The sequence below is a fragment of the Stenotrophomonas sp. STEN018 genome (genome assembly GCF_056760235.1).
Genome location: NZ_JBRREK010000003.1, coordinates 91,219 through 115,435 on the forward strand (window position 1 = coordinate 91,219; position 24,217 = coordinate 115,435).

The window sequence follows — 24,217 nt, forward strand, 5'->3', positions numbered from 1 at the left end:
CATCAGCATCCATCAAGGCCAGCATGCCAACAATGAGTGCGTGCATGCCCTGTTGAGTTCGGCCTCCATCTCGGCTTCCTCCGTCGCACGGTCTGCATCCACGACGGGTTCCCGTTCGGCGACCGAGTACACCGTGTCGGCCACGGCAAGGCAGTGGAACGCCACGGTGGTCAACAGCCAGCGCGCATGCTCCATCGATATGCCGTAGGCCTGAGCGATGTGGCGTTGGTGGCCGACGATCTTGTCGAGCATGGGCTGGGTCGCCGCCAGACGGCGGATCACGTTGGGTACGCCTTGCCGTCGCCAAGATGCTTGGGCTTGAGCATCGGCGTCTCGTGGGCGTGCAGCACCACGTGGCGACGCAGTTCGTCATCCAGCGCCTTTACCATCGGCTGCAGTTGCGCGCCGCACGCACCGACCCACTGTGCCAGCGTCGAGCGGGCAACAGTAAGTCTGATGCTCTTTGCGCATTCAGATGAATGCATTACGCCCATACGAAATCCGAAATCAGCTCGGCCGCGCACAGCAGATGGCAGTTGTCTATGGCTGTAAATGCGCTTCCCGCAGAGCCATGTCCTCTCTCAGAATACGCTGGATCTCCAGTATCGCGGCCGCGCTCTGTTGCACGCTGTGCCCCGAAATAATGACTTTCTCGGACTGTGCGCCGGGAAGATGTGCGCTGCGATAAGGCACAAGACCGTCATCGGAATCATCGAGGGCCACTTCGGAATTGGCTTGGGCCACGATCGAGTGATAGCGCACCTGGGATGAGATGGGAAAGCCCGCCGCCGTACGCACGAACGGATCGTTTTCGTCGAGATTGTTCACGCTATTGGGAATGGTTGCCAGGCTTTCACGGCTGCTGGCGGCCGCATTGGGTGCCAGTGTATGGGCGAGTTCTTCGAGCACCGTAATGGGAAAGCGGATAAATCCCGCCATCCAGCGCCCCAGGCGTCCACCCGCGACCGATGTGCCCCGATGAGGCGCCGCGATGAAGATGGCACTGCTGACATTCGGGAAGGGCTCGAAGCGCAACATGGGATCAATGCGCCTGATCTGCTGCGGCGTCAACCGACTGTGATCCGCAGCCAATTGCACCAGCGATTGATCGGTTGACGACACCATCAACCGCGCGATGACCCCGCCCATGCTATGCCCCACCAGCACGAGGTCGGACGACGCCGGCGCTTGGCCGGATGGGTCGAAATGCGTCAGCGTATCCCCGAGCGCCCTGCGAATCATGGCGTGGTTCAACGCGACTGGCATGTTGGTCGGGTAGTAGACCTGCCAGATCTGGTAATGCTGGCGCAGGGCCTCATCGCCCAGGATTTCGTTGGCGAGTTCCACCCAGGCTTCAGGGCTGCTGGCCAGTCCGTGCAGCATGACGATGATCCGCCTGTTCGGATCGTAGGGCTGCATCAAGTAGACGTGCGGGCGGTCGATGCCACCCTCGCGCCCGAGCAGGCTGCGCAGCGACTGGCGGTTGAAATTGGCACGGGCCAGCCATACGCCATAGCCGGCCGTGAAATTGGCCGCCAGCGGCACACGTTGGCCGCGCAGCATAATGGCCGATTCCACATAGGGGTCATGCACCGTCAGACGGGCTGTACGAGCATGCAGCACGCTGTCCAAGTTGTCTCCGTCGGGATGCAGCAGAACCGTCATGGACGGCGCGGGCATCTCGCTCCAGGGCAGCGGTTGCTGATCATGTTTTGCCGCTGGGCGACCACCCCGAGTTGGGGCGGCGCTCAGGGACTCGTCCGGAATGACCGCCACAAGCTCGGCGCCAAAGCCGTCGCGCCGGTAGAGGCTACGCAATCCACGGAAAGACAGGGACGAGGCTGGCAGGAGTTCGGCTGGCACCGCCGTACTGCCCGGTAAGCGCGCGCCGCGCATATCCAGCTTCAGTTCCCAGCCTGCAATGTTCCAACTGGTCTGGTCGGGCAACTGCGTCGGCATTTGTTGCCGAACTTCGAACATGCCGGTGGCCGCATGCTCGACGGCATAGTTATACCAATCCCGCACTTGGGTCTGGCGATCCTCGAAGGCCCGCTCTCCCGGAGTATGGTCACCAAGGAACAGATAAGCATAGGCATAGCGAATCGTCTCAAGCCAGGCGGCTTGCTGCGCTGAGCCGGGCTTCATGGCCTGAGCCTGCGCCAGCCATAGTTCGGACAGTGCAGCCAGGCGTCTATCCGTGGCGACCCCCGTCACGGTAGCCAAGGCCTCCGCGCACTCCGAGGAGATCGGCTTTGCGCATGCCTGCTCATCCAATGCCGCCACCCTGATGGTCTGGACAGTCGCATCGCTGAGCTTGCCACGTGTCAGGATGTCGCCGCGCTTGAGTTCGATGGCCTCCCTGGCAGGTAGCGTATGAACTTCAACCACTGGGCCGAACTCGCGCAGGATCGAGCAGCCCCCCAGCAGCAGCGGAGCAAGAGCGGCGCATGCAATGAGAAGGCAGGCCTGCGGGAACCTCATGGATTCACCTCGTTGGCAGGGATGCCTGGCACGCCTTGTCGAATCGACATCGAGAAGTCATCCTCTGACACATCGGAAGCAAGGGCACGTTCGTTGATATGCCCCAGTGCCTGCAATTCATCGTAACGATAGCCAGGCGTCAATCCATGCAGGTCGTAGACGTACCGCGCAAAATATCCAGACAGCAGCAGGCGATAGTCCATTGGCAATGCGGGCGCAATTACCCGGGCCAGCTCGAATACGATGGTCGTGCAGTTACTGGTTAACGTGTTGTAAAAGCGCGGTTTCTGCCGCAGTTCATTGGCCGCGTTCAGATACTCCAGAAACAACGCGCGGGCACTCGCCTGATTCATCTGCAAGCGATAGAGATAAACATCTTCGCCTCGCGCGTTGCTGCGCGTACGCACAATGTCTCGCTCATCGGCGGCTACCAGGATCTGCTCGAACTGACGGAAGAATCCTCCTACCGCCGAGAAGGACTCATGGCGTTCCTTGCGAATTTCCAGCGAGAACACCACGCGTTCACCGCCATCGAAGCCGAACGACACCAGGGTGTGGGCGATGTGCGGCCCCATCCAGTAGGAAAGCACCAAGTCGGCGCTGCGCAGACGATCCAGGTCGTATGTGCGGCTCTCCCACTGCGGGGTGTAGTCGGTTTCGCTGCGCCACTGGAAGTTGCGCACATTATTCAGGTGAACATGGTTGCCGTCGATCCTGGCCTCCAGCAACTGAGCGACATCGTCAGCCCATACACGCTGGTGTGACGGCTGCAGCGTCCCCCACCACATGAGCAGGGAGGCGGCTGCGATCACAAATGCGAATCCGGCGATGTTGCGATTGCGCCGCCCAAGCAAGCCCGCCCGCGACAAGACAACGGTCACACCCAATGTGGACCACATGGCAATGACAAACCATCGCACCACCGAAGGTCCCGGCATCTGATGCCACAGAGCCAGCGCACCCCACACAGTCAGCAGCAGTACCACAAAGCCGATCGCCAAGCCTGCAAGGGCGCGCAGGACTCTGTGCATCACTCCGCTCATTGAGGCTGCAAAAGCTCAAGCAACAGTTGCCGGTGCGCATCCCGTAACTGCACCAGCGAGATGGAAGGATTCCCCTTGGACAGCATCGAGGAACTCAGCCACAGCACTGCGGGCGCGAGCGCCAACGGGAAGAAGTGTTCGGTCAAGACGCCTGGGCGAATGACGCCTCGGCGTATGTTGCGGTGGATGATGGTCTGCGCCCGCTCTTTCAGCCCGAGCGCAACTTCGTTGTGCCAACGCTGCACCAGCTCTGGAGTTCGGGCGCTTTCGGCCAGAAGCAGCCGGTAGATCGACATCGTGGCAGGGGAGCTGAAGGTCGCGTACAGGCGATCCAGGTAGACATCTACCAGCTCTGGCAACGTCAGATCCTCATCCGGGAGCCAGCCCTGGAAATCACAAATCTGCTTCGTCGTACGTTCGAGCAAGGCGTGAAAAATTTCTTCCTTGCTTTTGAAGTGGGCATAGATGCCAGCCTTGGACAAGCCCGCGCATTCCGCCAGGCGCTCCATCGACACTGCGTTGTATGTCCGATCCGCGAATTCGACCAGGGCCGCGTCGAGTATTTCCTCTTTCCTGGCGGCAGAGGACAGGTAGGGGCGCTTGTTGTCTGGCGCGTCATCTTTATTGGGTGGCATTCAAAGGCTCTGTTCAAAGATCTGAGGGGTGTTCCCATGGGCCTGTCACCGGCTCTACCAAGAATCAGGGCCTTCCTTGAACCCAAGCCGGCAGCTCGAATTGACCTGCGTCAATGACCGACGAGCCCGCTGATTGCGGTTCTTGGATTGTAACGTATAATTGAAAACAACCGTCCAGTCGTTTGTTTTCAGATTTCACAATGCAGATCAACACAGGGCGCGAGTGAACCCGGCACATCGGGTTACGACACAGGAAGAGCGCCCTATCAACCAGCCGGGGAACACGGGGATGCACATATCAACAAGGAGATGAAGTGGGCTTGACAGCACTTGCAAGCAAGAAAGTAGGGCTTGCGGACACCAGCCACGAACCCCGCATTGCGCGGGTGGCAGCCATTCCCTCCTCTGCGACCAGACCCTCTTCAGCCCGATACCTGTACGGAACGTGACCATGCTCCCAACTTCCCCGTTGTTTCCTGCGTTCAGATTGCGCGCTGCCTCGTTGGCCCTGAGCGCCGTCGTCTTGACCGGCTGCATGTCGCTCGCTCCGGCGCCAGACACCCCGCCATTGCCCGTGCCCGAAGCCTGGCCCGCGCATCTTGGATCAGGCACCGACGGCGCCCACGCGGGAGAGCTTGCCTGGCAGGCGTACTTCACCGACCCCCTGCTGCAACGCCTCATCGAGACTGCGCTGGAAAACAACCGCGACCTGCGCGTGGCCGCGCTGCGCGTCGAGGAAGCCAGCGCCACATTCCGCATTCAGCGCTCGGATCGTTTTCCTGCCATGGGCGTGGGCGCCCAAGGTGGACGCGCGCGGGTCCCTGGCGACCTGAACATGTCGGGCCGATCGCAGGTGGGCGGCGAGTACCGGGCCGAGGTGGGTTTGACCACCTGGGAACTGGATCTGTGGGGTCGGATCCGCAACCTGGAAGACGCCGCCCTGCAAACTTGGCTGGCTTCCGACGCGGCTCGCCAGGCCGTCCATTTGGCGCTGATCGCCCAGGTGGCAGACGGCTATCTTGGCCTGCGCGAGATCGACGAACGCGTGGCGATCGCACGGCAAACCGTGACCACCCGCGAGGAGTCCTATCGCATTTTCCGGCGCCGCGTCGAAGTCGGCTCGACCTCGAAGCTGGATCTCACACAGGTCCAGACCCTGCTGAACCAAGCTCAGGCGCTGCTGACGCAGCTTGAGCAGGCTCGCACCACGCAACTGCACGCCCTGGCACTGCTGGTAGGCGCTGATCCCGGCCCGCTGCCCGCCAAGGCACCCTTCGATGAAACGACGGTTCTGGCTGAGCTGCGGGCCGGTCTGCCTTCGGAGCTGCTGGTCAGTCGCCCGGACATCATTTCCGCCGAACACCAATTGCGTGCCAGCAATGCCCACATCGGCGCGGCCCGCGCGGCGTTTTTGCCGCGCATTGCGCTGACCGGCAGCTTCGGCACGGCCAGCTCCGACTTGAATGGCTTGTTCGATTCCGGCAGTCGTGCCTGGACCTTCATGCCCACCCTGTCGCTGCCCATCTTCGATGGCGGGCGCCGCCGCGCCAATCTGGAGCTGAGCGAAGTGCGCCGCGACATCGCCGTCGCCGGATACGAAAAAACCATTCAAACGGCCTTCCGCGAGGTGGCCGATGCGCTGAGCGCAAAGCACTGGCTGGCTGAGCAGTTGACGATCCAGAGAGCCAACCTGGAAGCGCAAAGCGAACGCGCACGCCTGGCCAAGTTGCGCTACGACAACGGCTCGGCCGCCTTCTTGGAAGTGCTGGATGCCCAACGCGATCTGCTGGGAGCCCAGCAACAACTGGTACAGGCGCGCCGCGCGCTGCTGTCCAGCCAGGTGGCGCTGTATGCCGCGCTCGGCGGCGGCACCCTCGCCGCAGCCGGCGAGGCACAGGGTGCGGCCTCGACTCCCGCTTCCACCCCATCAACCCGTTAAGGCACGCCGAACCCATGACTGTCTCCCCCTCTCTCAAGAAAAAACTCCTGGTCGCTTTCGCTGCAGCGGTTGTTGCCGCGCTGGCCTGGTGGAGCTGGACGAGGTTTACCGACAGCGGCCCGGGCGAAGGATTCGTCAACGGCAATGGCCGCATCGAAGCCACCGAGATCGACGTGGCCACCAAACTTCCCGGCCGCATCGAAGACATCCTGGTGCGTGAAGGCGATTTCGTCACAGCCGGCCAGCCACTGGCCAAGATGCGGCTGGAAACGCTGGAAGCGCAGCGCGACGAGGCCCTGGCCATGCGTCAGCAGGCTGAGCATTCGGTGACCGCGGCGCAGGCACAGGTGGCGCTGCGTGAAGCCGACGTGACTGCCGCCTTGGCTCTGGTTGGTCAGCGCGAGTCGGAACTGGACGCCGCGCAACGGCGCCTGACACGCTCCAGCACGCTGTCGAGTGAGGGAGCCGCCTCGATCCAGGAACTGGACGATGACCGGGCGCGCGTACGGGGCGCCCAGGCGACCCTCGCGGCCAGCAAGGCACAGGCCGCCGCTGCCCGCGCCGCGGTCGAAGCCGCCAGGGCGCAGCTTGTCGGCGCGCAGTCCAGCGTGTCCGCCGCTACGGCCAGTATCAGCCGCATCGAAGCCGACATCCGCGACAGCGAACTGCGGTCTCCGCGCGACGGACGGGTTCAGGTGCGTGTCGCGCAACCCGGCGAGGTGCTTGGAGCGGGCGGACGTGTCTTGAACCTCCTTGATCTGTCGGACGTGTACATCACCTTCTTCCTGCCCGAAACCGTGGCCGGCCGCGTTGCGCTGGGTTCGGAGGTTCGCATCATTCTGGATGCCGCGCCCGAGTATGTGATTCCAGCCACCGTTTCCTTCGTCGCCAGCGCAGCGCAGTTCACCCCCAAGACGGTGGAAACCGCCAGTGAGCGACAAAAGCTGATGTTTCGCGTGCGCGCACAGATCTCGCAGGAGCTGCTGCGTAAGCACCTGAACCAGGTCAAGACCGGTCTGCCCGGCGTAGCCTGGGTCAAGCTCGACGCCAAGGCCGAGTGGCCTCAGAACCTCTCCGTTCGTGTGCCGGAGTAAGGTATGAGCCACAGCGCGCAGCTCGCGACCGTTGCAAGTGTCCGCCAGGTAAGACTGCGCTACCGCGACGTCATTGCCTTGGATGGCATTGACCTGGACATCCCCGCTGGACGGATGGTCGGTCTGATCGGCCCCGACGGCGTGGGTAAGTCCAGCCTGCTCTCGTTGCTGGCCGGTGTGCGCATCATCCAGGAAGGCACGGTCGAGGTGCTCGGTGGCGACATGGCCAGCAAGGCCCACCGCAAGCTGGTGTGCCCGCGCATCGCCTACATGCCGCAGGGGTTGGGCAAGAACCTGTATCCGACGCTCTCGGTCGAGGAGAATCTGCAATTCTTCGCGCGGCTGTTCGGCCATGACGCGCCCGAGCGCCGCCAGCGCATCGATGAGCTGACCCAGGCCACGGGCCTGTTCAAATTCCTAGCACGTCCGGCAGGCAAGCTCTCCGGGGGCATGAAGCAGAAGCTGGGCTTGTGCTGCGCGCTGATTCACGACCCGGATTTCCTGATTCTCGATGAACCGACGACCGGCGTGGATCCGCTGGCGCGCGCACAGTTCTGGGATCTGATCGAACGCATCCGCGCCGACCGCCCCGGCATGAGCGTGATCGTGGCCACCGCCTACATGGACGAGGCGCAGCGCTTCGACTGGCTCGCCGCCATCGACGACGGCAAGGTTCTCGCCACCGGCACACCGAAGGAATTGCTGGAAAGAACAGGCAGCCCGAACCTGGAAGAGGCGTTCATCCGCCTGCTCCCAGAAGAGAAAAAGCGCGGGCACAAACCGGTGGTCATTCCTCCCTTGCCGGAAGACGGCGCCGACGACATCGCCATCGAGGCCAAAGGGCTGACCATGCGCTTTGGCGACTTCGTCGCCGTCGACAGCGTGTCCTTCCGCATCCGGCGCGGTGAAATCTTCGGCTTCCTCGGCTCCAACGGCTGCGGCAAGTCTACGACGATGAAGATGCTAACCGGGCTACTGCCGGCGAGCGAGGGACGAGCCTGGCTGTTCGGTCATGAGGTGGACCCGCATGACTTGGACACCCGCCGCCGCGTCGGCTACATGTCGCAGGCATTCTCGCTCTACAGCGAAATCACGGTACGCCAGAACCTGGAGTTGCACGCCAAGCTGTTCAGCGTGCCCCCGAAGGACATTCCGGGCCGCGTCGAAGAGATGGTGGAGCGCTTCGGCCTGGTGGAAGTCATCGACAGCTTGCCGGCCAGCCTGCCTCTGGGCATACGCCAGCGCCTGTCGCTGGCAGTCGCCATGGTGCACAAGCCCGAACTGTTGATTCTGGACGAGCCGACCTCCGGGGTCGATCCAGTAGCGCGCGATGCATTCTGGCGGCTGCTCATCGAGCTGTCACGTCGCGACCGGGTGACGGTCTTCATTTCCACCCACTTCATGAACGAGGCCGAACGCTGCGACCGCATGTCAATGATGCATGCGGGCAAGGTGCTCGACAGCGACGTGCCCGCCAAGCTGGTCGAGAAGCGCGGCGCTAAAACCCTCGAAGAGGCCTTCATCGGCTACCTCATCGAGGCGGAGGGCGGCACGGTCGCTCCCGCCGGCCCCACCGAGGCCGCCAATACGGCGATTCAGACGCCAGCGACACACACTGAGCACATCGGGCACAACGCTGAAGGCTTCAGCCTGCGCCGCATGCTCAGCTATCTGTGGCGCGAAGCACTGGAACTGCAGCGCGATCCGGTGCGCGCCACCCTGGCGCTGGGCGGTTCGCTGCTCCTGATGTTCGTGATCGGCTTCGGCATCACCATGGACGTCGAAGACCTGAGCTATGCGGTGCTCGATCGCGACCAAACCACGCTCAGCCAAAGCTACACGCTGAACCTGGCCGGCTCGCGCTACTTCACAGAGCACCCGCCTATCGTCGATTACGAGGATCTCGACCGGCGCATGCGCAGCGGCGAACTGTCATTGGCCATCGAAATCCCCGCTGGCTTTGCCCGCGATGTGTTGCGGGGCCAGAACGTGCAGATCGGTGCGTGGCTCGACGGCGCCATGCCGCAGCGCGCCGAAACCGTGCAGGGCTACGTTCAGGGCATGCACCAGCACTGGCTGCTGGTACAGGCCAGCGAGCGCGGCGGCGCCAGCGCAGCAGGCAATGCGAGCGTCGAGACGCGCTTTCGCTACAACCCCGATGTCAAGAGCCTGCCGGCGATGGTGCCCGCCGTGATTCCCCTGTTGCTGCTCATGCTGCCGGCGATGCTGACCGCGCTGGCGGTGGTGCGCGAGAAAGAGACAGGCTCGATCACCAATCTGTACGTGACGCCGGTGACGCGCATCGAGTTCCTGCTTGGCAAGCAACTGCCCTATGTCGGCCTGGCCATGATGAACTTCCTGCTGATGAGCCTGCTCGCGGTCACCATCTTCGGTGTGCCGGTCAAGGGCAGCTTCTTGACCCTGGCGCTGGCCGCGCTGATCTTCTCCTTCGCCGCGACAGGCATGGGGCTGCTCGCCTCGGCCGTCACGCGCAGCCAGATCGCGGCCATGTTCTTCGCCATGATCGGCACCATCATTCCGGCCACCCAGTTCGCCGGCCTGATCGATCCCGTGTCCTCGCTTGAAGGCTCCAGCAAGTTCATCGGCGAGATCTACCCCGCCACGCACATGATCTCCATCAGCCGTGGCGTGTTCAGCAAAGCGCTCGGCCTGGCCGATCTGGCGGGGCCGTTGTGGTCGATGCTGCTGTCGGTTCCGGTGATTCTCGGTGCGGCCGTTTTGCTACTCAAGAAGCAGGAGCGCTGAGATGCGCAGAAGAAACGTTGCCAACATCTACGACCTCGGTGTCAAGGAGCTGTGGAGCCTTTGGCGTGATCCGATGATGCTCGTGCTCATCGTCTATGTGTTCACCGCGTCGGTCTACACCTCGGCCACGTCCATGCCGGAGACGCTGCACAACGCGCCCATCGCCATCGTCGACGAGGATAATTCGGCGCTGTCCCAGCGGGTTGCCTCGGCCTTCTACCCCCCGCAGTTCACCCAGCCGGCCATGATCGACTATAGAGACGTGGACCCGGGCATGGACGCGGGGCTGTACACCTTCGCCCTGGTTATTCCGCCCAACTTCCAGCGTGACGTGCTGGCGGGGCGATCGCCCGCCGCGCAGCTCAATGTCGATGCCACCCGCATGAGCCAGGCCTTCACCGGCAGTGGCTATATCCAGCAGATCTTCACCGGTGAAGTCAATGAGTTCGTCAAGCGTTACCGCGGCACCGACGCGCCACCCGTGGATCTGGCATTGCGCGCCCGCTTCAACCCCGCGCTCGACAAGGCCTGGTTCGGCTCGGTGGTGCAGATCATCAACCACATCACGCTGTTGTCCATCATCCTGACCGGCGCGGCGCTGATCCGGGAGCGCGAGCACGGCACCATCGAACACCTGCTGGTGATGCCCGTGACTCCCGCCCAGATCATGCTCTCCAAGGTCTGGTCGATGGCCCTGGTCGTGCTGATCGCCTCCTTCCTGTCGCTCACCCTCATGGTGCGCGGCGTCCTGGGCGTGCCCATCGAGGGCTCCATCGCGCTGTTCTTCGCCGGTGCAGCGCTCAGTCTGTTCGCCACTACGTCGATGGGCATCTTCATCGCCACGCTGGCGCGCAACATGCCGCAGTTTGGCATGTTGATGATGCTCACCATCATGCCGCTGCAGATGCTGTCGGGTGGCACTACGCCACGCGAAAGCATGCCCGAGATCGTGCAGAACATCATGCTGGTCGCACCCACCACCCATTTCGTGGAACTGAGCCAGGCCATCCTTTATCGGGGCGCGGGGCTGGAGACGGTGTGGCAGCCCTTCCTGGCGCTGGCCTTGATCGGCGCGGTGCTGTTTTTCCTGTCGCTGGCACGCTTTCGCAAAACGATCGGCCAGATGGCCTGATCGTTTGACCGCCCGATTGGGCATTTCAACCCAAGCAAGGAGTTTGACCATGAGCAATGAAACCATCCCCCTCAACCTCTTCAAGGCGAACCTGGAACTGCAACTGCGCCTGCAGCGCCTGATGCAGGAAAACGGCCAGCAATGGCTGGAGAACGCCACGCGCGCGGGCAGCGAAAACATTGCCGAGTCCGGCACTGAGATCGAAAGCCTGCTCAAGGCCCAGAACTGGCAGGAGTTGGCCACGCTGCCCGCGCAGGCCTTCTGGCGTCAGTTTCAGCACCAGATGGGTGGCGCGCAGGCACTAACGCAAGTCGCAATCAAGAATCAGACCACCTTCACTCAAGGCCTGCAGCAAGCCATTCAGGACTGGCAGAAATCGGTCACGCAGGCCGTAGGCCAGGCAGATGCGATATTGCCGTTCCAGGATATTTTCAAGCAATGGGGAGCGGTGTGGGCCAAGGCACAGGACAAGGACGCACCAGCCAAGACAGGTGGTCGCAATGCCGGCTGAGCAACGCACTGCACTGGTCACCGGCGGCAGCGGCGGCCTGGGCGAAGCCATCGCCCGGGCCTTGCACGATGCGGGCCATACCGTGCTCATCGTCCATTCGCCGGGCAATGCCAGCATTGGCGCGTGGCTGAAAACCCAAGCCGGCGAAGGTTACGACTTCGCCGCCTACGGCGCGGATGTGGCCGACCATGCCTCCTGCCAGGAGCTGGCCGGCCTCATTCAAGCAGACGGTCACCACATCGACATTCTGGTCAACAACGCGGGCATCACGCGTGATGCTACGTTCCGCAAGCTGAGCTACGCCGATTGGGATGCGGTCCTGCGGGTCAATCTCGACTCCGTTTTCAACGTCACCCGGCCATTCATCGACGGCATGCTCGAACGCGGCTGGGGCAGGATCGTCAACATCTCCTCGATCAACGGCTCCAAGGGGCAGTTCGGCCAGACCAACTACTCCGCCGCAAAAGCCGGGATGCATGGATTCACCAAAGCCCTCGCGCAGGAGGTGGCGCGCAAGGGCGTGACGGTCAACACCGTCTCGCCGGGGTATCTGGATACGAAGATGGTGACGAGCATGTCGGAGGAAGTGGTCAAGCAGGTGATTGCCGGTATTCCCGTGGGTCGTCTGGGACGGCCTGAGGAAATCGCCGCACTGGTTGCATTCATCGCCAGCGAGTCTGCGGGGTTCATGACCGGCAGCAACGTGTCGATGAATGGTGGCCAGCACATGTACTGAGTGAGGAAGGGCCGGCAAGACGATGTGCCTGCGGCCCCTTTCCATTCAATTTTTCAGTTTCATCATAGAGGGAGTGCCCATCGCCATGAATCGAGACACCACGACATCACCAACGGCCGATTGGGGGCAGTTGCTGTGGGACCCGTTGCGACTATCGGCGATGGCAAGCGAGTATGCAGTGGATGCCTGGCAGCGGTCCATTCTGTATGCCGACGTTCGCCGCCAACGCGGCAACCAGTACCAGGAGCATTTGCAGGAGCAGACGCCGAACGTACTCGACTTCGCCTCTGAGGTCATCATGTCCGGGCTGGACCTTCCGCAGCCGGTCAACTATGGCCTCGTACGTATCCTGCCGCCAGCCGACACGCCGAGCGATCCCCACAAGCGACCGTTCGTGGTGGTCGATCCACGCGCGGGCCACGGCCCAGGCATCGGCGGCTTCAAACCCGATAGCGAGGTCGGCGCGGCCCTCAAGGCTGGCCATCCCTGCTACTTCGTAGGCTTTCTGCCCGATCCCGTTCCCGGCCAGACCGTCGAAGACGTCATGCGCGCCGAAGCGGCCTTCGTGCGCAAGGTCGGCGAGCTGCACCCCGACAGCCGCGGCAAGCCTGCGGTCATCGGCAATTGCCAGGCAGGCTGGCAGATCCTGATGGCAGCCGCCGTCTGGCCCGAACTGTTCGGACCGATCATCGTGGCCGGTGCGCCGCTGTCGTACTGGGCGGGCGACATGCCGATGCGCTACGCGGGCGGTCTGACCGGCGGTAGCTGGTTGACGGCATTGACCAGCGATCTGGGCGCCGGTCGGTTCGACGGCGCCTGGCTGGTACAGAACTTCGAGAACCTGGACCCGGCCAATACGCTGTGGAGCAAACAGTACAACCTGTACGCCAAGGTCGACACGGAAGGCCCGCGCCACTTGCAATTCGAGAAGTACTGGGGCGGCCACGTGTTCCTGAACGATGTGGAAATACAGTACATCGTCGATAACCTGTTCATCGGCAACAAACTGAGTACGGCGCAGCTGGTGACGTCTGATGGCGTGCGCATCGACCTGCGCAATATTCGCTCGCCGATCCTGGTGTTCTGCTCCTATGGGGACAACATCACGCCACCGCCCCAGGCCCTGGGCTGGATCACCGACCTGTACCGCAACGATCTGGACGTGCTGGGACATGACCAGACCATCGTCTACGCCACCCATGACAGCATCGGACATCTGGGAATCTTCGTCTCCGGCAGCGTCGGGCGTAAAGAGCACCAGGAGTTCGCTGAGAACATCGACATCATCGACGTGCTGCCGGCAGGCATTCACCACATGCAAATCGATGAGCATCCCGACCCAGTGCAGGAAGGAGACCCAACCAGTGACGTCTTCCTGACGCGGATTCGCCGCAGCAGCATCGATGAAGTCCGTGAGATCGTCCGTCCCGACCCTGAGAACGATCGCCGGTTCGCCGCCGTTGCGCGGATCTCCGAGGTCAACCTGGCTTGCTACCGCAGCTTCGTGCAGCCATGGATGCGTGCCCTGGTCACGGACCAGGGTGCGAAGTGGCTGGAGCAGCTGCATCCGCTGCGCATGGGCTATGAATTGTGGTCTGACAGGCATCCGCTCGCCGCCGCAGTACATGAGGCTGCGCAACACGTGCGCGACCATCGTCAGCCCGTCTCCGAGGCCAACCCTTTCCTGCAACTGCAGGCGCAGTTTTCCACCGCCGTCGAACAGATGCTGGATCAATTCCGTGATTGCCGCGACCAGATCTACGCACAGGCGTTTGACACGCTGTACAGCCTGCCGCTGGTGCAGGCCATGACTGGACAGAGCCTGCACGACGATGCACCGCCGCGACCCCATCCCAGCGAGACGCCCGAGCACCGCCAGTATCTGGTGCAAGAATTGACCCGCCTCGAAGGAGCCGTTCACAGCGGTGGGCTGGTGGAAGCAGCCATACGGGCACTGTTCTTCGTGCTGGCCGAGCGTGGCGAGGCCGATGAACGGCATTTTCGCCACGCAGAAGAGCTGGTGCGCCCCCAACTGGGCAACGACTTCGACATGCAGGCCTTCCGCCACCTCGTGCGTCGCCAGGCTTTGCTCATGAGGCTCCACGAGGACGCCGCGGTGTCCGCCATCCCCGGGCTGCTGAACAACGTAGCGCCTGATGACATCCGACAGGTTGCGGGGATGATCGCGCAGGTGCTCGGCAGCGGCGATGCGCTGTCCGCACCAGAGCAAGCCAAGTTGAAGCAGGTGTCTACCCTGTTCGAGCAGGCGATCCGCCGGGCGCAGGCGGCTTCGGCGCCCGCTATGCCCTCTGCCCATGACGCACCCTCTGCGGTCGCGGACACGAAACCCAAGACCTCCTCGCCAAAGCCGAAGGCGCCTCAAAAGACAACCGCGTCCAAGACACCCGCCGCGCCGCAGACAAGACAAACACGGCGAGGAAAAAGCACATGACGACTTCGCCCAAACCGGTCGATGCCACTGCCGATGCATGGCATGTCCTGCGCAACCGCACCTTCGACGAGATCGCCATCGGCGACAGCGCCAGCCTCGAACGCACGTTTTCTTCGCAAGACATCCACATGTTCGCGCTGCAATCGGGTGATGTGGATCCAGAACCTGCTGTGTCCTCAAGCGCTCGGGGCACCACGGAGGCCATTTGTGCAAACGCCCTGATCTCGGCTGTGCTGGGAACACGCCTGCCGGGGCCTGGAACCCAATATGTCAGCCAGAACCTGCGCTTGCTCGGAGCCGTTCGGCCCGGCGACAGGCTGACCGTGCAGATGCAGGTGAGCAGCAAAGACACGGCCACCCATCACGTCACGCTGGACTGCACCTGCACCAGCCAGGAGGGGGTGGCGATTTTCCAAGGCCAGGTAGAGGTCGTAGCGCCCACTGAGCGCATTGAAAGAACGCGCACGGCGTTGCCGGAAATCCATCCGGATGCGCAGGGCCGCACAGGCCTGCAGCACCTGCTGGCGCATGTCGCGCACTTGCAACCGATTCGGGTAGCCGTCGCCCATCCGTGCGATGTCCCCAGCCTGTCCGCTGCGCTCGAAGCGCGCCACGCGGGGTTGATCGAGCCGGTGCTGGTCGGGCCACGAGGGCGGCTCGAAGCAGTCGCCACCGAGGCCGGGCTGGATCTGGCCGACGTCGCCATTGTGGACGTCCCGCACAGCCACGCCGCTGCGCAGCAAGCCGTCGCCTTGGCAGCCGCAGGTGAAGTCGAAGCCCTGATGAAAGGGAGCCTGCACACCGACGAACTGATGTCCGCGCTGGTTTCGGCAGCAGCGGGGTTGCGCACCAAGCGCCGGGTCAGCCATTGCTTCCTGTTGCAGACACCGGCCTATCCGCGCCCGTTCATCGTCACCGATGCGGCGATCAATATCGCCCCGAATCTGGAACAGAAGGCAGACATCATCCGCAACGCCATCGAGCTGGCACAGGTGATCGGCGTGCGCGAACCCAAGGTCGCGATCCTGGCCGCGGTCGAGACGGTCAGCCCGACGATGGCGGCCACGCTGGACGCTGCGGCGCTGTGCAAGATGGCTGATCGCGGCCAGATCACTGGCGGCCTGCTCGACGGGCCGCTGGCCTTCGACAACGCCGTCTCCATCGCCGCTGCGCGTATCAAGGGGATCGTTTCCGAGGTCGCCGGGCAAGCTGACATCCTCGTCGTGCCTGACCTGGAGAGCGGCAACATGCTTGCCAAGCAGTTGATCTTCATGGGCGGCGCAGCCAGCGCCGGGATCGTTCTTGGAGCCAAGGTGCCAGTCATTCTGACCAGCCGCGCCGACTCGCGTGATACACGCATCGCCTCATGCGCGATCGCACTGATGCTGGCCCACCACTATCGGCTGTCACCCCCTTGAGCCGACTTATCGGCAACTTATTAACCCCCTCTTTTTAATCCACCCCTTTGGAGGAAACACCATGCAGTACTCATTCTCTGGCCGCGTAGCCCTGGTCACCGGTGCAGGGTCTGGCATTGGCGAGGCCATTGCCCGGCTGCTTGCAAGCAACGGCCTGAATGTCGTCGTCTCCGATGTCAGCGCCGACAATGCGCAGCGCGTCACCAGCCTCATCAACGCCGAGGGCGGCCACGCCGTGGCCAACGTGGCCGACGTGGCATGCATCGATGAGGTCCAGGCTGCCGTGGCCTGCGCGGTCGATACGTTCGGCGACCTTCATTTTGCCGTCAACAACGCCGGTATCGGTGGCGACCAGAGCCCGGCGGGAGAACTGGACCCTGCCGCCTGGCGCCGGGTGATCGATGTCAACCTGAACGGCGTGTTCTATGGCCTGCGCCATCAGATTCCCGCCATCCTGCGCTCGGGAGGCGGCGCCATCGTCAACGTCTCCTCCATCCTGGGGGTGGTGGGCGACGCAGCGAACCCTGCGTACGTCGCAGCCAAACATGGCGTGACCGGGCTGACCCGCTCGGCAGGACTGGCCTATGCGTCCAAGGGAATCCGGATCAATTCGATTCATCCCGGTTACGTGCGTACGCCCATCCTGGATTTCCTGGATGAATCGGCCCTCCAGAAGGCCGTTGACCTGCATCCGATCGGTCGTCTGGGTACATCGGACGAAATCGCCCATGCCGTGGCGTTTTTGCTGTCGGAAGGAAGCAGCTTCCTTGTGGGCACCCAGCTCATCGCCGATGGCGGCTACACGGCGCGCTGAGTCTGAAGACGATGAGACAGCAGACACCCCCGCACACCTCGGCGAAGTCGCGCGGACGGCGCGCAGAGAGGACGACCTGATGGACGTCACCATGGCCCGCTCCGGGCGCCGCGAACACGGACTGATCCTTGTGCTGAACTGCGGTTCATCCAGCATCAAGTTTGCGGTGTTCGATTCCTCGGCCGCGCCACTGCCGCGTCAGGCATTGTGGAATGGCAAGGTGCAGGGAATCGGCGGCGCCAACCCGGATTTCGGAGAGACCGGAGTTGCGCCGTTCTCGATCGAACTGGACACGGCACATCCGTATCGCGCCGCACTGCGCCTCATCCGCGATCGTGTCAGCCGGCGGCTCGACGGCCGCCACGTAGGTACGGTCGCCCACCGTATCGTCCACGGCGGCAGCAAATACTCCATGCCCGTGCGCCTGGACGCAAATGTCCTGGCCGACCTCAAGGGCTACATTCCTCTGGCCCCGCTGCACCAGCCATTCGCGCTCGAAGCCGTGGAGATCCTGCTGCGGGAGCAGCCAGATCTGCCACAGATGGCTTGCTTCGACACGGCCTTCCACCACACTTTGCCCCAGGTCGAGAAGATCCTGCCGTTGCCCTATGCCGCATGGGAGCGCGGTCTGCGTCGGTACGGGTTTCACGGCCTGTCGTATGAGTACATGGCAGTGGCCTTGCCCGAACGCCATGGCGACGCCGCGTGCGGGCGCACCGTCGTTGCCCACTTGGGCAGTGGCGCCAGTCTGTGCGCCATGCAAGGACTCAAAAGCGTGGCCACCACCATGGGCTTCTCCGCGCTTGACGGCCTGATGATGGGCACCCGCACCGGCGCGCTCGATCCGGGTGCGGTGCTCTACCTGATGGAAGTCGAGAAGCTCTCACTAGAGCAAGTGGGGCGCGTCCTCTATCACGAGTCCGGCCTGCTCGGCGTTTCGGGAATCTCGGCCGAGCCGCGCGTCATTGTCGGGCACGAGAACGATGCAGGCGAAACGGGGGAGCGAGCGCGCTTGGCACTGGCCCTTTACGTGCGACGCATCGTGCGCGAGATCGGGGCCCTGGTCGCCGTGCTGGGCGGTCTGGACATGTTGGTGTTCACGGCGGGTGTCGGTGAACACAATGCGTTCATTCGCGAGCGCATCTGTGCGGCGCTGGGCTTTCTGGGCATTGCCCTGGATACCGACGCCAACGCCCGCCACGCGGCGAAGATTTCCAGCGACCACAGCCAGGTCATCGTGGCGGTCGAGCCCACCAACGAAGAGTGGATAGCCGCCAGCCACGCACTGTCCTGCCTGGACAGGGAGAAGGCGCGATGACGATCGATGCCTTCCATGGATTCACGCTCGCCATCGTGCTGTTGTTCGTGGGCAAGGGCCTGGTTGCGCGTTGGGGCATCTTGCGTCGATACAGCATCCCGGAATCCCTGGTGGGCGGCCTGGCCTGCGCCCTGGTTGTCTTCGCCCTGTACTACGGTGCGGGGATCGTCGTCAGTTTCGATCTCGAAGCGCGTGACGCGCTGCTGCTGTACTTCTTTGCGGCCATTGGCCTGGGTACCGACGCCCGCACGCTGCGCCATGGTGGGCGGCCCTTGCTGATCCTGTCGGGGTTGGCCATCGGGTTCATGGTGCTGCAGAACCTGGCCGGGATGGAGATGGCACGCGCCTTCGGCCTGGATCCGCGCGCCGGGCTGATGGTGGGATCGATTTCCCTGACCGGAGGCGTGGGCACCACCTTGGCCTGGTCCGATCACTTCGTTCAAAACCTCGGCATTGCGCAAGCGCAGGAACTGGGATTGGCAGCGAACATGATCGGCCTGATCGCGGCCTGCACCATCGGCGGCCCGATCGCAAGCCTGCTCATGCGCAGGCATCGGCTTCAAGCCGGAGACAGCGCCCTGGAAATTGGCACGCTGCACAGCAATGAGCAGCATGCCCGCCTGGACTACTACGGCGTGCTGCTGGCATTGCTCTGGCTCAACTTGGCCTTGATGCTGGGATACGGAATCAATGCCTTGGTAGCGCGTACCCCCGTCACGCTGCCCGCCTTTGTGGGCTGCCTGCTGGCCGGGATTCTCCTGCGCATGGTGGCCGACTGGATGAGGCCGAGTGGGGGCGGACGTCTATGGAACTGGCCGAGCATGCAGCCAGGCATTGCCCTGGTCTCCGATATCTCACTGGGCCTGTTTCTGACCATGGCGCTGATGGGACTCAGGCTCTGGGAGCTGCAGCCCGTGCTTGCCTTCATCACGGCGGCGATGCTGGTGCAGATTGCCCTGGTCATCGCATTCGTTTTGCTGATTGTTTTTCGGGCAATGGGCAAGGATTACCAAGCCGCCGTGGTGTGCGCGGGTTTCGGCGGTATTGCGCTGGGATCTACCGCCACTGCCATCGCCAACATGACGGCGGTGACTCGGGAGCATGGTGCGGCACGCGAGGCGTTCATTGTGGTGCCCCTGGTATGTGGGTTCGTCATCGATATTGCGAACGCACTGGTAATCAGCCTGATGGCCGGTTAGGCGAAGCGAAACAGCGGAGCGAGCTGGCAGATGGATACATCGCTGACGCGCTGGCGAGGCGTCGTCGCCCAGGAAATCGCAATCGACTCCCGTTTTCAAGCAAGGGGCTCTTTCTACTTGTGCAGAAATAGAGGTAATACGCTTTGACGAATAAAAAGAACGGCAATATCGACTCAGCCATCAATCCGAAGTTGGATGGGGATGCCCATGTCGCTTGGGCACAGGCTTGGTCGTCTATTTCGCCGGAGACATCGTTGCTCGCGTGGGTGGACTGGGCGAGCCATTTAGCAAACAGTCCTGGCAAGCAAGCCGAGCTTTTGGCGTTTGCAGCCTCCCTGTCCGAGCAATGGATGGCCGTATTGAAGAAGAATCGGGCCAACCCGAACCGGGGAGCCACCGCTCCTGACCGGTCACCTGTCAATGACCGCCGCTTCAACGATTCTGCATGGGATCAATGGCCCTACGACCTTTTCCGCAGTTCATTCGTCAATCAGACCAAATGGTGGGAGCAGGCCACGCAGGGGGTGTGGGGAGTGGATCCGAAACACCAACGCCTGCTGGCGTTTGGCGCCAAACAGTGGCTGGAAATGCTTTCGCCCGCCAACGCTGCGGTTTTCAACCCCGTTGTCCTGAAAAGAACCATCGCAGAGCAAGGCGCCAATCTAGCGCGGGGGACGTCCAACTTTCTCGACGACTTGCGTCGGCAACTATCCGGCCAGCCTCCCGCGGGAACGGAGAACTTCGTCGTTGGGCGCGACGTAGCGGTCACGGAAGGAAAAGTCGTTCTGAGAAATCGACTGATCGAACTGATTCAGTACACGCCCACTACCGAGAAAGTCCATCCCGAACCGATCATGATCATTCCTGCCTGGATCATGAAGTACTACGTACTGGATCTGTCACCGCATAACTCGCTGATACGGTATCTGGTTGCGCAAGGGCATACGGTTTTTTGCATCTCCTGGAGAAATCCGGATGCTGAGGATCGAGATTTGGGCATGGATGAGTACCTGGAGTTCGGCCTGCATGCAGCGCTGGACGCTGTGACTTCCGTTGTCCCCGGGCATGGAGTCCACGCGGCTGGTTATTGCCTGGGCGGAACGCTACTGGCCATTGGTGCTTCAGCCATGGCGCGTGATGGCGATACGCGGCTGGTGTCGGTAAGCCTGCTTGCCGCACAGACGGACTTCAGCGAACCGGGCGAGCTGAGTCTTTTCATCAACGAGAGTCAAGTGGCGCTGTTGGAAGCCAGCATGGCTCAAACCGGTTATTTGACCTCCGACCAGATGAGCGGAGCTTTTCAGCTACTGCGCTCCTACGATCTCATATGGTCTCGCATGATTGACGAATACCTATTGGGCGATCGCCGGCCAATGACCGACCTGATGGCTTGGAATGCCGATGGGACTCGCCTGCCCGCGAAGATGCATTCGCAGTATCTCCGACGCCTTTACCTGAATAACGATCTCAGCGCGGGGCGTTATCCCGTCACGGGTCGCCCCGTTTCAGTGGGAGACATCGCTGTGCCGGTGTTTTGCGTCGGCACTGCCTCGGATCATATTGCGCCTTGGCGCTCGGTTTACAAGCTGCATCTCCTGTCTTCGGCCGAGCTGACTTTCGTGCTGACCACTGGAGGACACAACGGCGGCATCGTGAGCGAGCCCGGCCGAGGTAAGCGCCAATATCAAATCCATACCCGCGCGGCCGGTGATGGATACATGGCGCCGGATGAGTGGCAAGCGACGATGCAGACGCATCCGGATTCCTGGTGGCCCGCATGGTCGGCGTGGCTGCGAGAGCGTTCCGGTGATGTTGTTGCGCCTCCGCTCATAGGTGCTGAATCCAGTGGATACCCCACTGTTTGCGACGCCCCAGGGGAATATGTACGCAACTGAATAAGCGCATACCGCGTCCGCTATTGCGACACGGTATACGCAATATCTGTTCGTCACCCCGTTTTACTCTGATAACTGGAGACATTCATGTACTCAAGAATCCTGGTTCCGCTCGACGGAAGTCCTACTGCCGATTTGGCGCTCCACCACGCTGCGGTGCTGGCACGCCTGAATGGCGCAACCATCGTCTTGCTGCACGTCATCGAGGAGATGAAGCACAGCAACGGCTTCGAGAGGCCGAGGATCTATATTGAAGAAGTGAGGCCGGGCTTCCTGGCGGCCGGGCAGAAGCTGCTGGACGAGGCGGCGCTGCGGCTGAGGCAGGGAGGCCTGGTGGTTGAGACCGTCCTTCTGGAAAGTAACGGCGAGCGCGTCTCGGTGCTCATCGCTCAGCAGGCACTGACTACTCAATGCGAGTTGGTGGTGTTGGGTACCCACGGACGCCGGGGCGTGGACAGGCTGCTGATGGGAAGCGATGCAGAGCAGCTCGCTCGCATCGCACCAGTTCCGGTGATGCTGGTGCGCCAGTCCCAATCGGTCATTGTGACTGCAACCCCTGGGCAGGGTGGCACGCCAGCGTGACGAAAGTTCAGTCCGCCGACCCCGCTGAATGGAGGCTGGAAGTCGCAGCCTCCTTGCTGCTGCTATTGCTGAGCGCCTCCGCACAGGCCCAGTCCTGCCACCAGGACAACCCGCTGCGCTCAACGGGAACGCTCAATCTGCGGATCGACAACGACATGTTCGGCGGCATTGGACAAGACCAAGGGTACTCCAACGGGTTTCTCGCCAGTTGGGTTTCCCCCAACCTCGTGGACTATAGCGATGACCCTTGTCTACCGCGTCTCGTCCGTGGGCTGAATCGCTTTCTCACGATGCTCCAACCCCAAGGCTTCGACGAACAGAACATGACCATCGGCTTCGGGCAGATGATGTACACCCCGAACGACAAAACGCGCAGCGATCTCATCAAGGATGATCGTCCTTTCGCGGGCGCCTTGATGTTGAGCCTTGGCTATAACGCGAGGCGGGGCGATACGCTGCGCACTTCGCAACTCCGCGTGGGGGTGGTGGGGCCCTCCTCCCAGGCCAGGCAAGTCCAGAACTGGTGGCATGACACCGTCGGAGTGGACAGATTCAATGGCTGGAGACATCAACTGCGCGACGAACCCGTGCTGCAGTTGCTCCACGAACGCCGAACACGAGTCATCAGGCAAGAAAACGTCAGCGGTTGGGGTTGGGATCTGACCCGCCACTGGGGCGGCAGCTTGGGCAATTTCGCCACCTACGCGAATGTCGGCGGAGAACTGCGCTATGGCCTACGCCTGCCGGACGACTTAGGCACCGCACCGCTGCGCCCGGCTGGAGAAAACACCTCGCCCGTGCGTAAGACCGCTGGCAGCAACTGGAACGGGCACCTGTTCGTGGCACTCGACGGTCGCTGGGTTTTGCACGACATCACGTTGGACGGCAATACGTTCAAGTCCAGTCATAGTGTTGATAAACGGCCATTCGTGGCCGATGTGGGCTATGGCATCGCGATGACTCAGGGCAACTGGCGCATCGCGATAGCCCGCTACCACCGCACCCGCGAATTTCGTGGACAAAAGGAAATCCCGGTCTACGGAACGATCACCGTAGGACGGCGATTCTGATGCAGATCGATTCCTTGAACGCCATGCAAGCCACTCTGTTGCTGTTCATGACAAGAGCCTGGTTGCTTGTGGAGCTACCACGTCGACGCAGTACTGCCAATGCCGTCGTCATTAGCCAGTTGGCAAGGTGAACACAGCGAGCTGAACGATAAGGCACCCGCGCTCGATAAGAGACCAAGGACAACAAATAAGGAGATAAATGGATGCAACGACTCACCCTGGCCCTACCCGGCAATGAAGATCTGGCCCGCGGCATCGCGCAGGCATGCGGCAGCGAAGCCGGCCGCATCGAAACGCGCCGATTCCCCGATGGCGAGAGCTATGTCCGGTTGCATGGCGAACCTGCCGATCGGATCGTGGATGTGATTTGCACGCTGGCCCATCCTGATCCGCAGTTCCTGCTTCTGGCTTTTGCCGCTGACGCGGCGCGCGAACTTGGCGCGCAAGAGGTGAACCTGATCGCACCGTATCTGGCCTACATGCGCCAGGACAAGCGATTCCATGACGGAGAAAGCGTGACGTCGCGGTCCTTCGCACGTCTGGTCTCATCGACCTTCGACAAGCTGCTCACGGTGGATCCGCATCTGCACCGCTATCCGACACTATCAGCGGTCTACACGATCCCCACCATCACCTTGCATGCCGCACCACTGCTGGCCGACTGGATCGCGAATCATGTCGAAGAACCTTTGATCGTGGGCCCCGACGAGGAAAGCGAGCAGTGGGCCGGCGCCATCGCGTCCCGCATCGGCGTACCGCACGCTGTGCTTCGCAAGACACGCCATGGCGATCGCAGCGTGGACATCGATGTTCCCGACCTGTCGATCTGGCGCGGCAGAACGCCGGTGCTTGTGGACGACATCGCATCATCAGGCCGCACGCTCGCCGTCGCGGCGCGCAAGCTCGCCGAGCAAGGAATGCGCAAGCCGGAGTGCGTAGTGGTGCATGCCCTGTTCGCCGAGGATGCCTGGGCCCAATTGACACCGTTGTTTGCCCGAATTACGTCCACCGACGCAGTACCGCATCCGAGCAACCGGATTGGTCTCGCTTCGCTGATTGCCGACGCTCTCTCTAGCGGGAAAACCGATCCGCGAGGCTGATCTTTTTATCGATCCAACTATTTTCAAGGAGA

20 protein-coding genes are annotated in these 24,217 nt (G+C 62.3%); 15 read left to right on the top strand and 5 right to left on the bottom strand.

Annotated features, from left to right (window positions below; all coding sequences use genetic code 11):
• Positions 1-12 precede the first annotated feature (12 nt).
• Genes ACVOMB_RS02235 through ACVOMB_RS02255 form a run of 5 tightly spaced genes read right to left on the bottom strand, consistent with a single transcriptional unit; the run spans position 13 to position 4,159 of the window.
• Complete coding sequence (locus tag ACVOMB_RS02235) at positions 13-282, bottom strand: hypothetical protein (protein WP_003050070.1); 270 nt, start codon at positions 280-282, stop codon at positions 13-15.
• Positions 279-485 (bottom strand): IS66 family transposase, encoded by a 207-nt coding sequence (locus tag ACVOMB_RS02240; RefSeq protein WP_199917100.1) that lies wholly within the window; start codon positions 483-485, stop codon positions 279-281. Before ACVOMB_RS02240 ends, ACVOMB_RS02235 begins: the two co-directional genes overlap by 4 nt.
• 55 nt (positions 486-540) lie before the next feature.
• Positions 541-2,481, bottom strand: a complete 1,941-nt coding sequence (locus tag ACVOMB_RS02245; protein WP_018715741.1) for an esterase/lipase family protein — start codon at positions 2,479-2,481, stop codon at positions 541-543.
• The gene (locus tag ACVOMB_RS02250; protein WP_018715740.1) at positions 2,478-3,512 is read right to left on the bottom strand and encodes an Lnb N-terminal periplasmic domain-containing protein; all 1,035 of its coding nucleotides are present in this window, start codon (positions 3,510-3,512) and stop codon (positions 2,478-2,480) included. The genes ACVOMB_RS02245 and ACVOMB_RS02250 overlap by 4 nt, the downstream gene beginning before the upstream one ends.
• Before the next feature lie 8 nt (positions 3,513-3,520).
• Positions 3,521-4,159 (bottom strand): TetR/AcrR family transcriptional regulator, encoded by a 639-nt coding sequence (locus ACVOMB_RS02255; RefSeq protein ID WP_044396488.1) that lies wholly within the window; start codon positions 4,157-4,159, stop codon positions 3,521-3,523.
• Positions 4,160-4,610: 451 nt separating this feature from the next.
• On the opposite strand from ACVOMB_RS02255, the gene ACVOMB_RS02260 reads away from it, so the two are divergent.
• From ACVOMB_RS02260 to ACVOMB_RS02330, 15 genes are all read left to right on the top strand, one after another.
• Positions 4,611-6,098 carry an efflux transporter outer membrane subunit gene (locus ACVOMB_RS02260; protein WP_003050056.1) on the top strand — a complete coding sequence of 496 codons (1,488 nt, stop codon included), beginning with the start codon at positions 4,611-4,613 and terminating at the stop codon, positions 6,096-6,098.
• Between the two features lie 14 nt (positions 6,099-6,112).
• The gene (locus ACVOMB_RS02265; RefSeq protein ID WP_018715737.1) at positions 6,113-7,192 is read left to right on the top strand and encodes an HlyD family secretion protein; all 1,080 of its coding nucleotides are present in this window, start codon (positions 6,113-6,115) and stop codon (positions 7,190-7,192) included.
• 3 nt (positions 7,193-7,195) lie between these two features.
• A complete protein-coding gene (gene rbbA / locus ACVOMB_RS02270) occupies positions 7,196-9,958 on the top strand; it encodes a ribosome-associated ATPase/putative transporter RbbA (RefSeq protein WP_104052787.1) in 2,763 nt (920 codons plus the stop codon).
• A 1-nt stretch (position 9,959) separates the two neighbouring features.
• Positions 9,960-11,090, top strand: a complete 1,131-nt coding sequence (locus tag ACVOMB_RS02275; RefSeq protein WP_312563465.1) for an ABC transporter permease — start codon at positions 9,960-9,962, stop codon at positions 11,088-11,090.
• A gap of 49 nt (positions 11,091-11,139) precedes the next feature.
• Positions 11,140-11,601 (top strand): phasin family protein, encoded by a 462-nt coding sequence (locus ACVOMB_RS02280; RefSeq protein ID WP_044396478.1) that lies wholly within the window; start codon positions 11,140-11,142, stop codon positions 11,599-11,601.
• On the top strand, positions 11,591-12,337 hold the full coding sequence (gene phbB / locus ACVOMB_RS02285) for an acetoacetyl-CoA reductase (protein ID WP_104052785.1): 747 nt from the start codon (positions 11,591-11,593) through the stop codon (positions 12,335-12,337). Before ACVOMB_RS02280 ends, phbB begins: the two co-directional genes overlap by 11 nt.
• 85 nt (positions 12,338-12,422) lie before the next feature.
• Positions 12,423-14,789, top strand: coding sequence for a DUF3141 domain-containing protein (locus ACVOMB_RS02290; protein ID WP_104052783.1), 2,367 nt, complete (start codon positions 12,423-12,425; stop codon positions 14,787-14,789).
• The gene (locus ACVOMB_RS02295; RefSeq protein ID WP_104052781.1) at positions 14,786-16,207 is read left to right on the top strand and encodes a bifunctional enoyl-CoA hydratase/phosphate acetyltransferase; all 1,422 of its coding nucleotides are present in this window, start codon (positions 14,786-14,788) and stop codon (positions 16,205-16,207) included. The genes ACVOMB_RS02290 and ACVOMB_RS02295 overlap by 4 nt, the downstream gene beginning before the upstream one ends.
• A gap of 61 nt (positions 16,208-16,268) precedes the next feature.
• Positions 16,269-17,021, top strand: a complete 753-nt coding sequence (locus tag ACVOMB_RS02300) for an SDR family NAD(P)-dependent oxidoreductase (protein WP_054667835.1) — start codon at positions 16,269-16,271, stop codon at positions 17,019-17,021.
• A 79-nt stretch (positions 17,022-17,100) separates the two neighbouring features.
• The gene (locus ACVOMB_RS02305) at positions 17,101-18,339 is read left to right on the top strand and encodes an acetate/propionate family kinase (RefSeq protein WP_054668798.1); all 1,239 of its coding nucleotides are present in this window, start codon (positions 17,101-17,103) and stop codon (positions 18,337-18,339) included.
• On the top strand, positions 18,336-19,538 hold the full coding sequence (gene gltS, locus ACVOMB_RS02310) for a sodium/glutamate symporter (RefSeq protein WP_068679683.1): 1,203 nt from the start codon (positions 18,336-18,338) through the stop codon (positions 19,536-19,538). The genes ACVOMB_RS02305 and gltS overlap by 4 nt, the downstream gene beginning before the upstream one ends.
• Positions 19,539-19,681: 143 nt before the next feature.
• Positions 19,682-21,433, top strand: coding sequence for a PHA/PHB synthase family protein (locus ACVOMB_RS02315; RefSeq protein WP_312563483.1), 1,752 nt, complete (start codon positions 19,682-19,684; stop codon positions 21,431-21,433).
• Between the two features lie 87 nt (positions 21,434-21,520).
• Positions 21,521-22,015 carry a universal stress protein gene (locus tag ACVOMB_RS02320; RefSeq protein ID WP_003050031.1) on the top strand — a complete coding sequence of 165 codons (495 nt, stop codon included), beginning with the start codon at positions 21,521-21,523 and terminating at the stop codon, positions 22,013-22,015.
• Entirely contained in the window at positions 22,012-23,085 is a 1,074-nt protein-coding gene (locus ACVOMB_RS02325) for a lipid A deacylase LpxR family protein (RefSeq protein ID WP_104052779.1), read from the top strand. The genes ACVOMB_RS02320 and ACVOMB_RS02325 overlap by 4 nt, the downstream gene beginning before the upstream one ends.
• Before the next feature lie 203 nt (positions 23,086-23,288).
• A complete protein-coding gene (locus tag ACVOMB_RS02330) occupies positions 23,289-24,185 on the top strand; it encodes a ribose-phosphate pyrophosphokinase (protein WP_003050021.1) in 897 nt (298 codons plus the stop codon).
• The last annotated feature ends 32 nt before the right edge of the window (positions 24,186-24,217 follow it).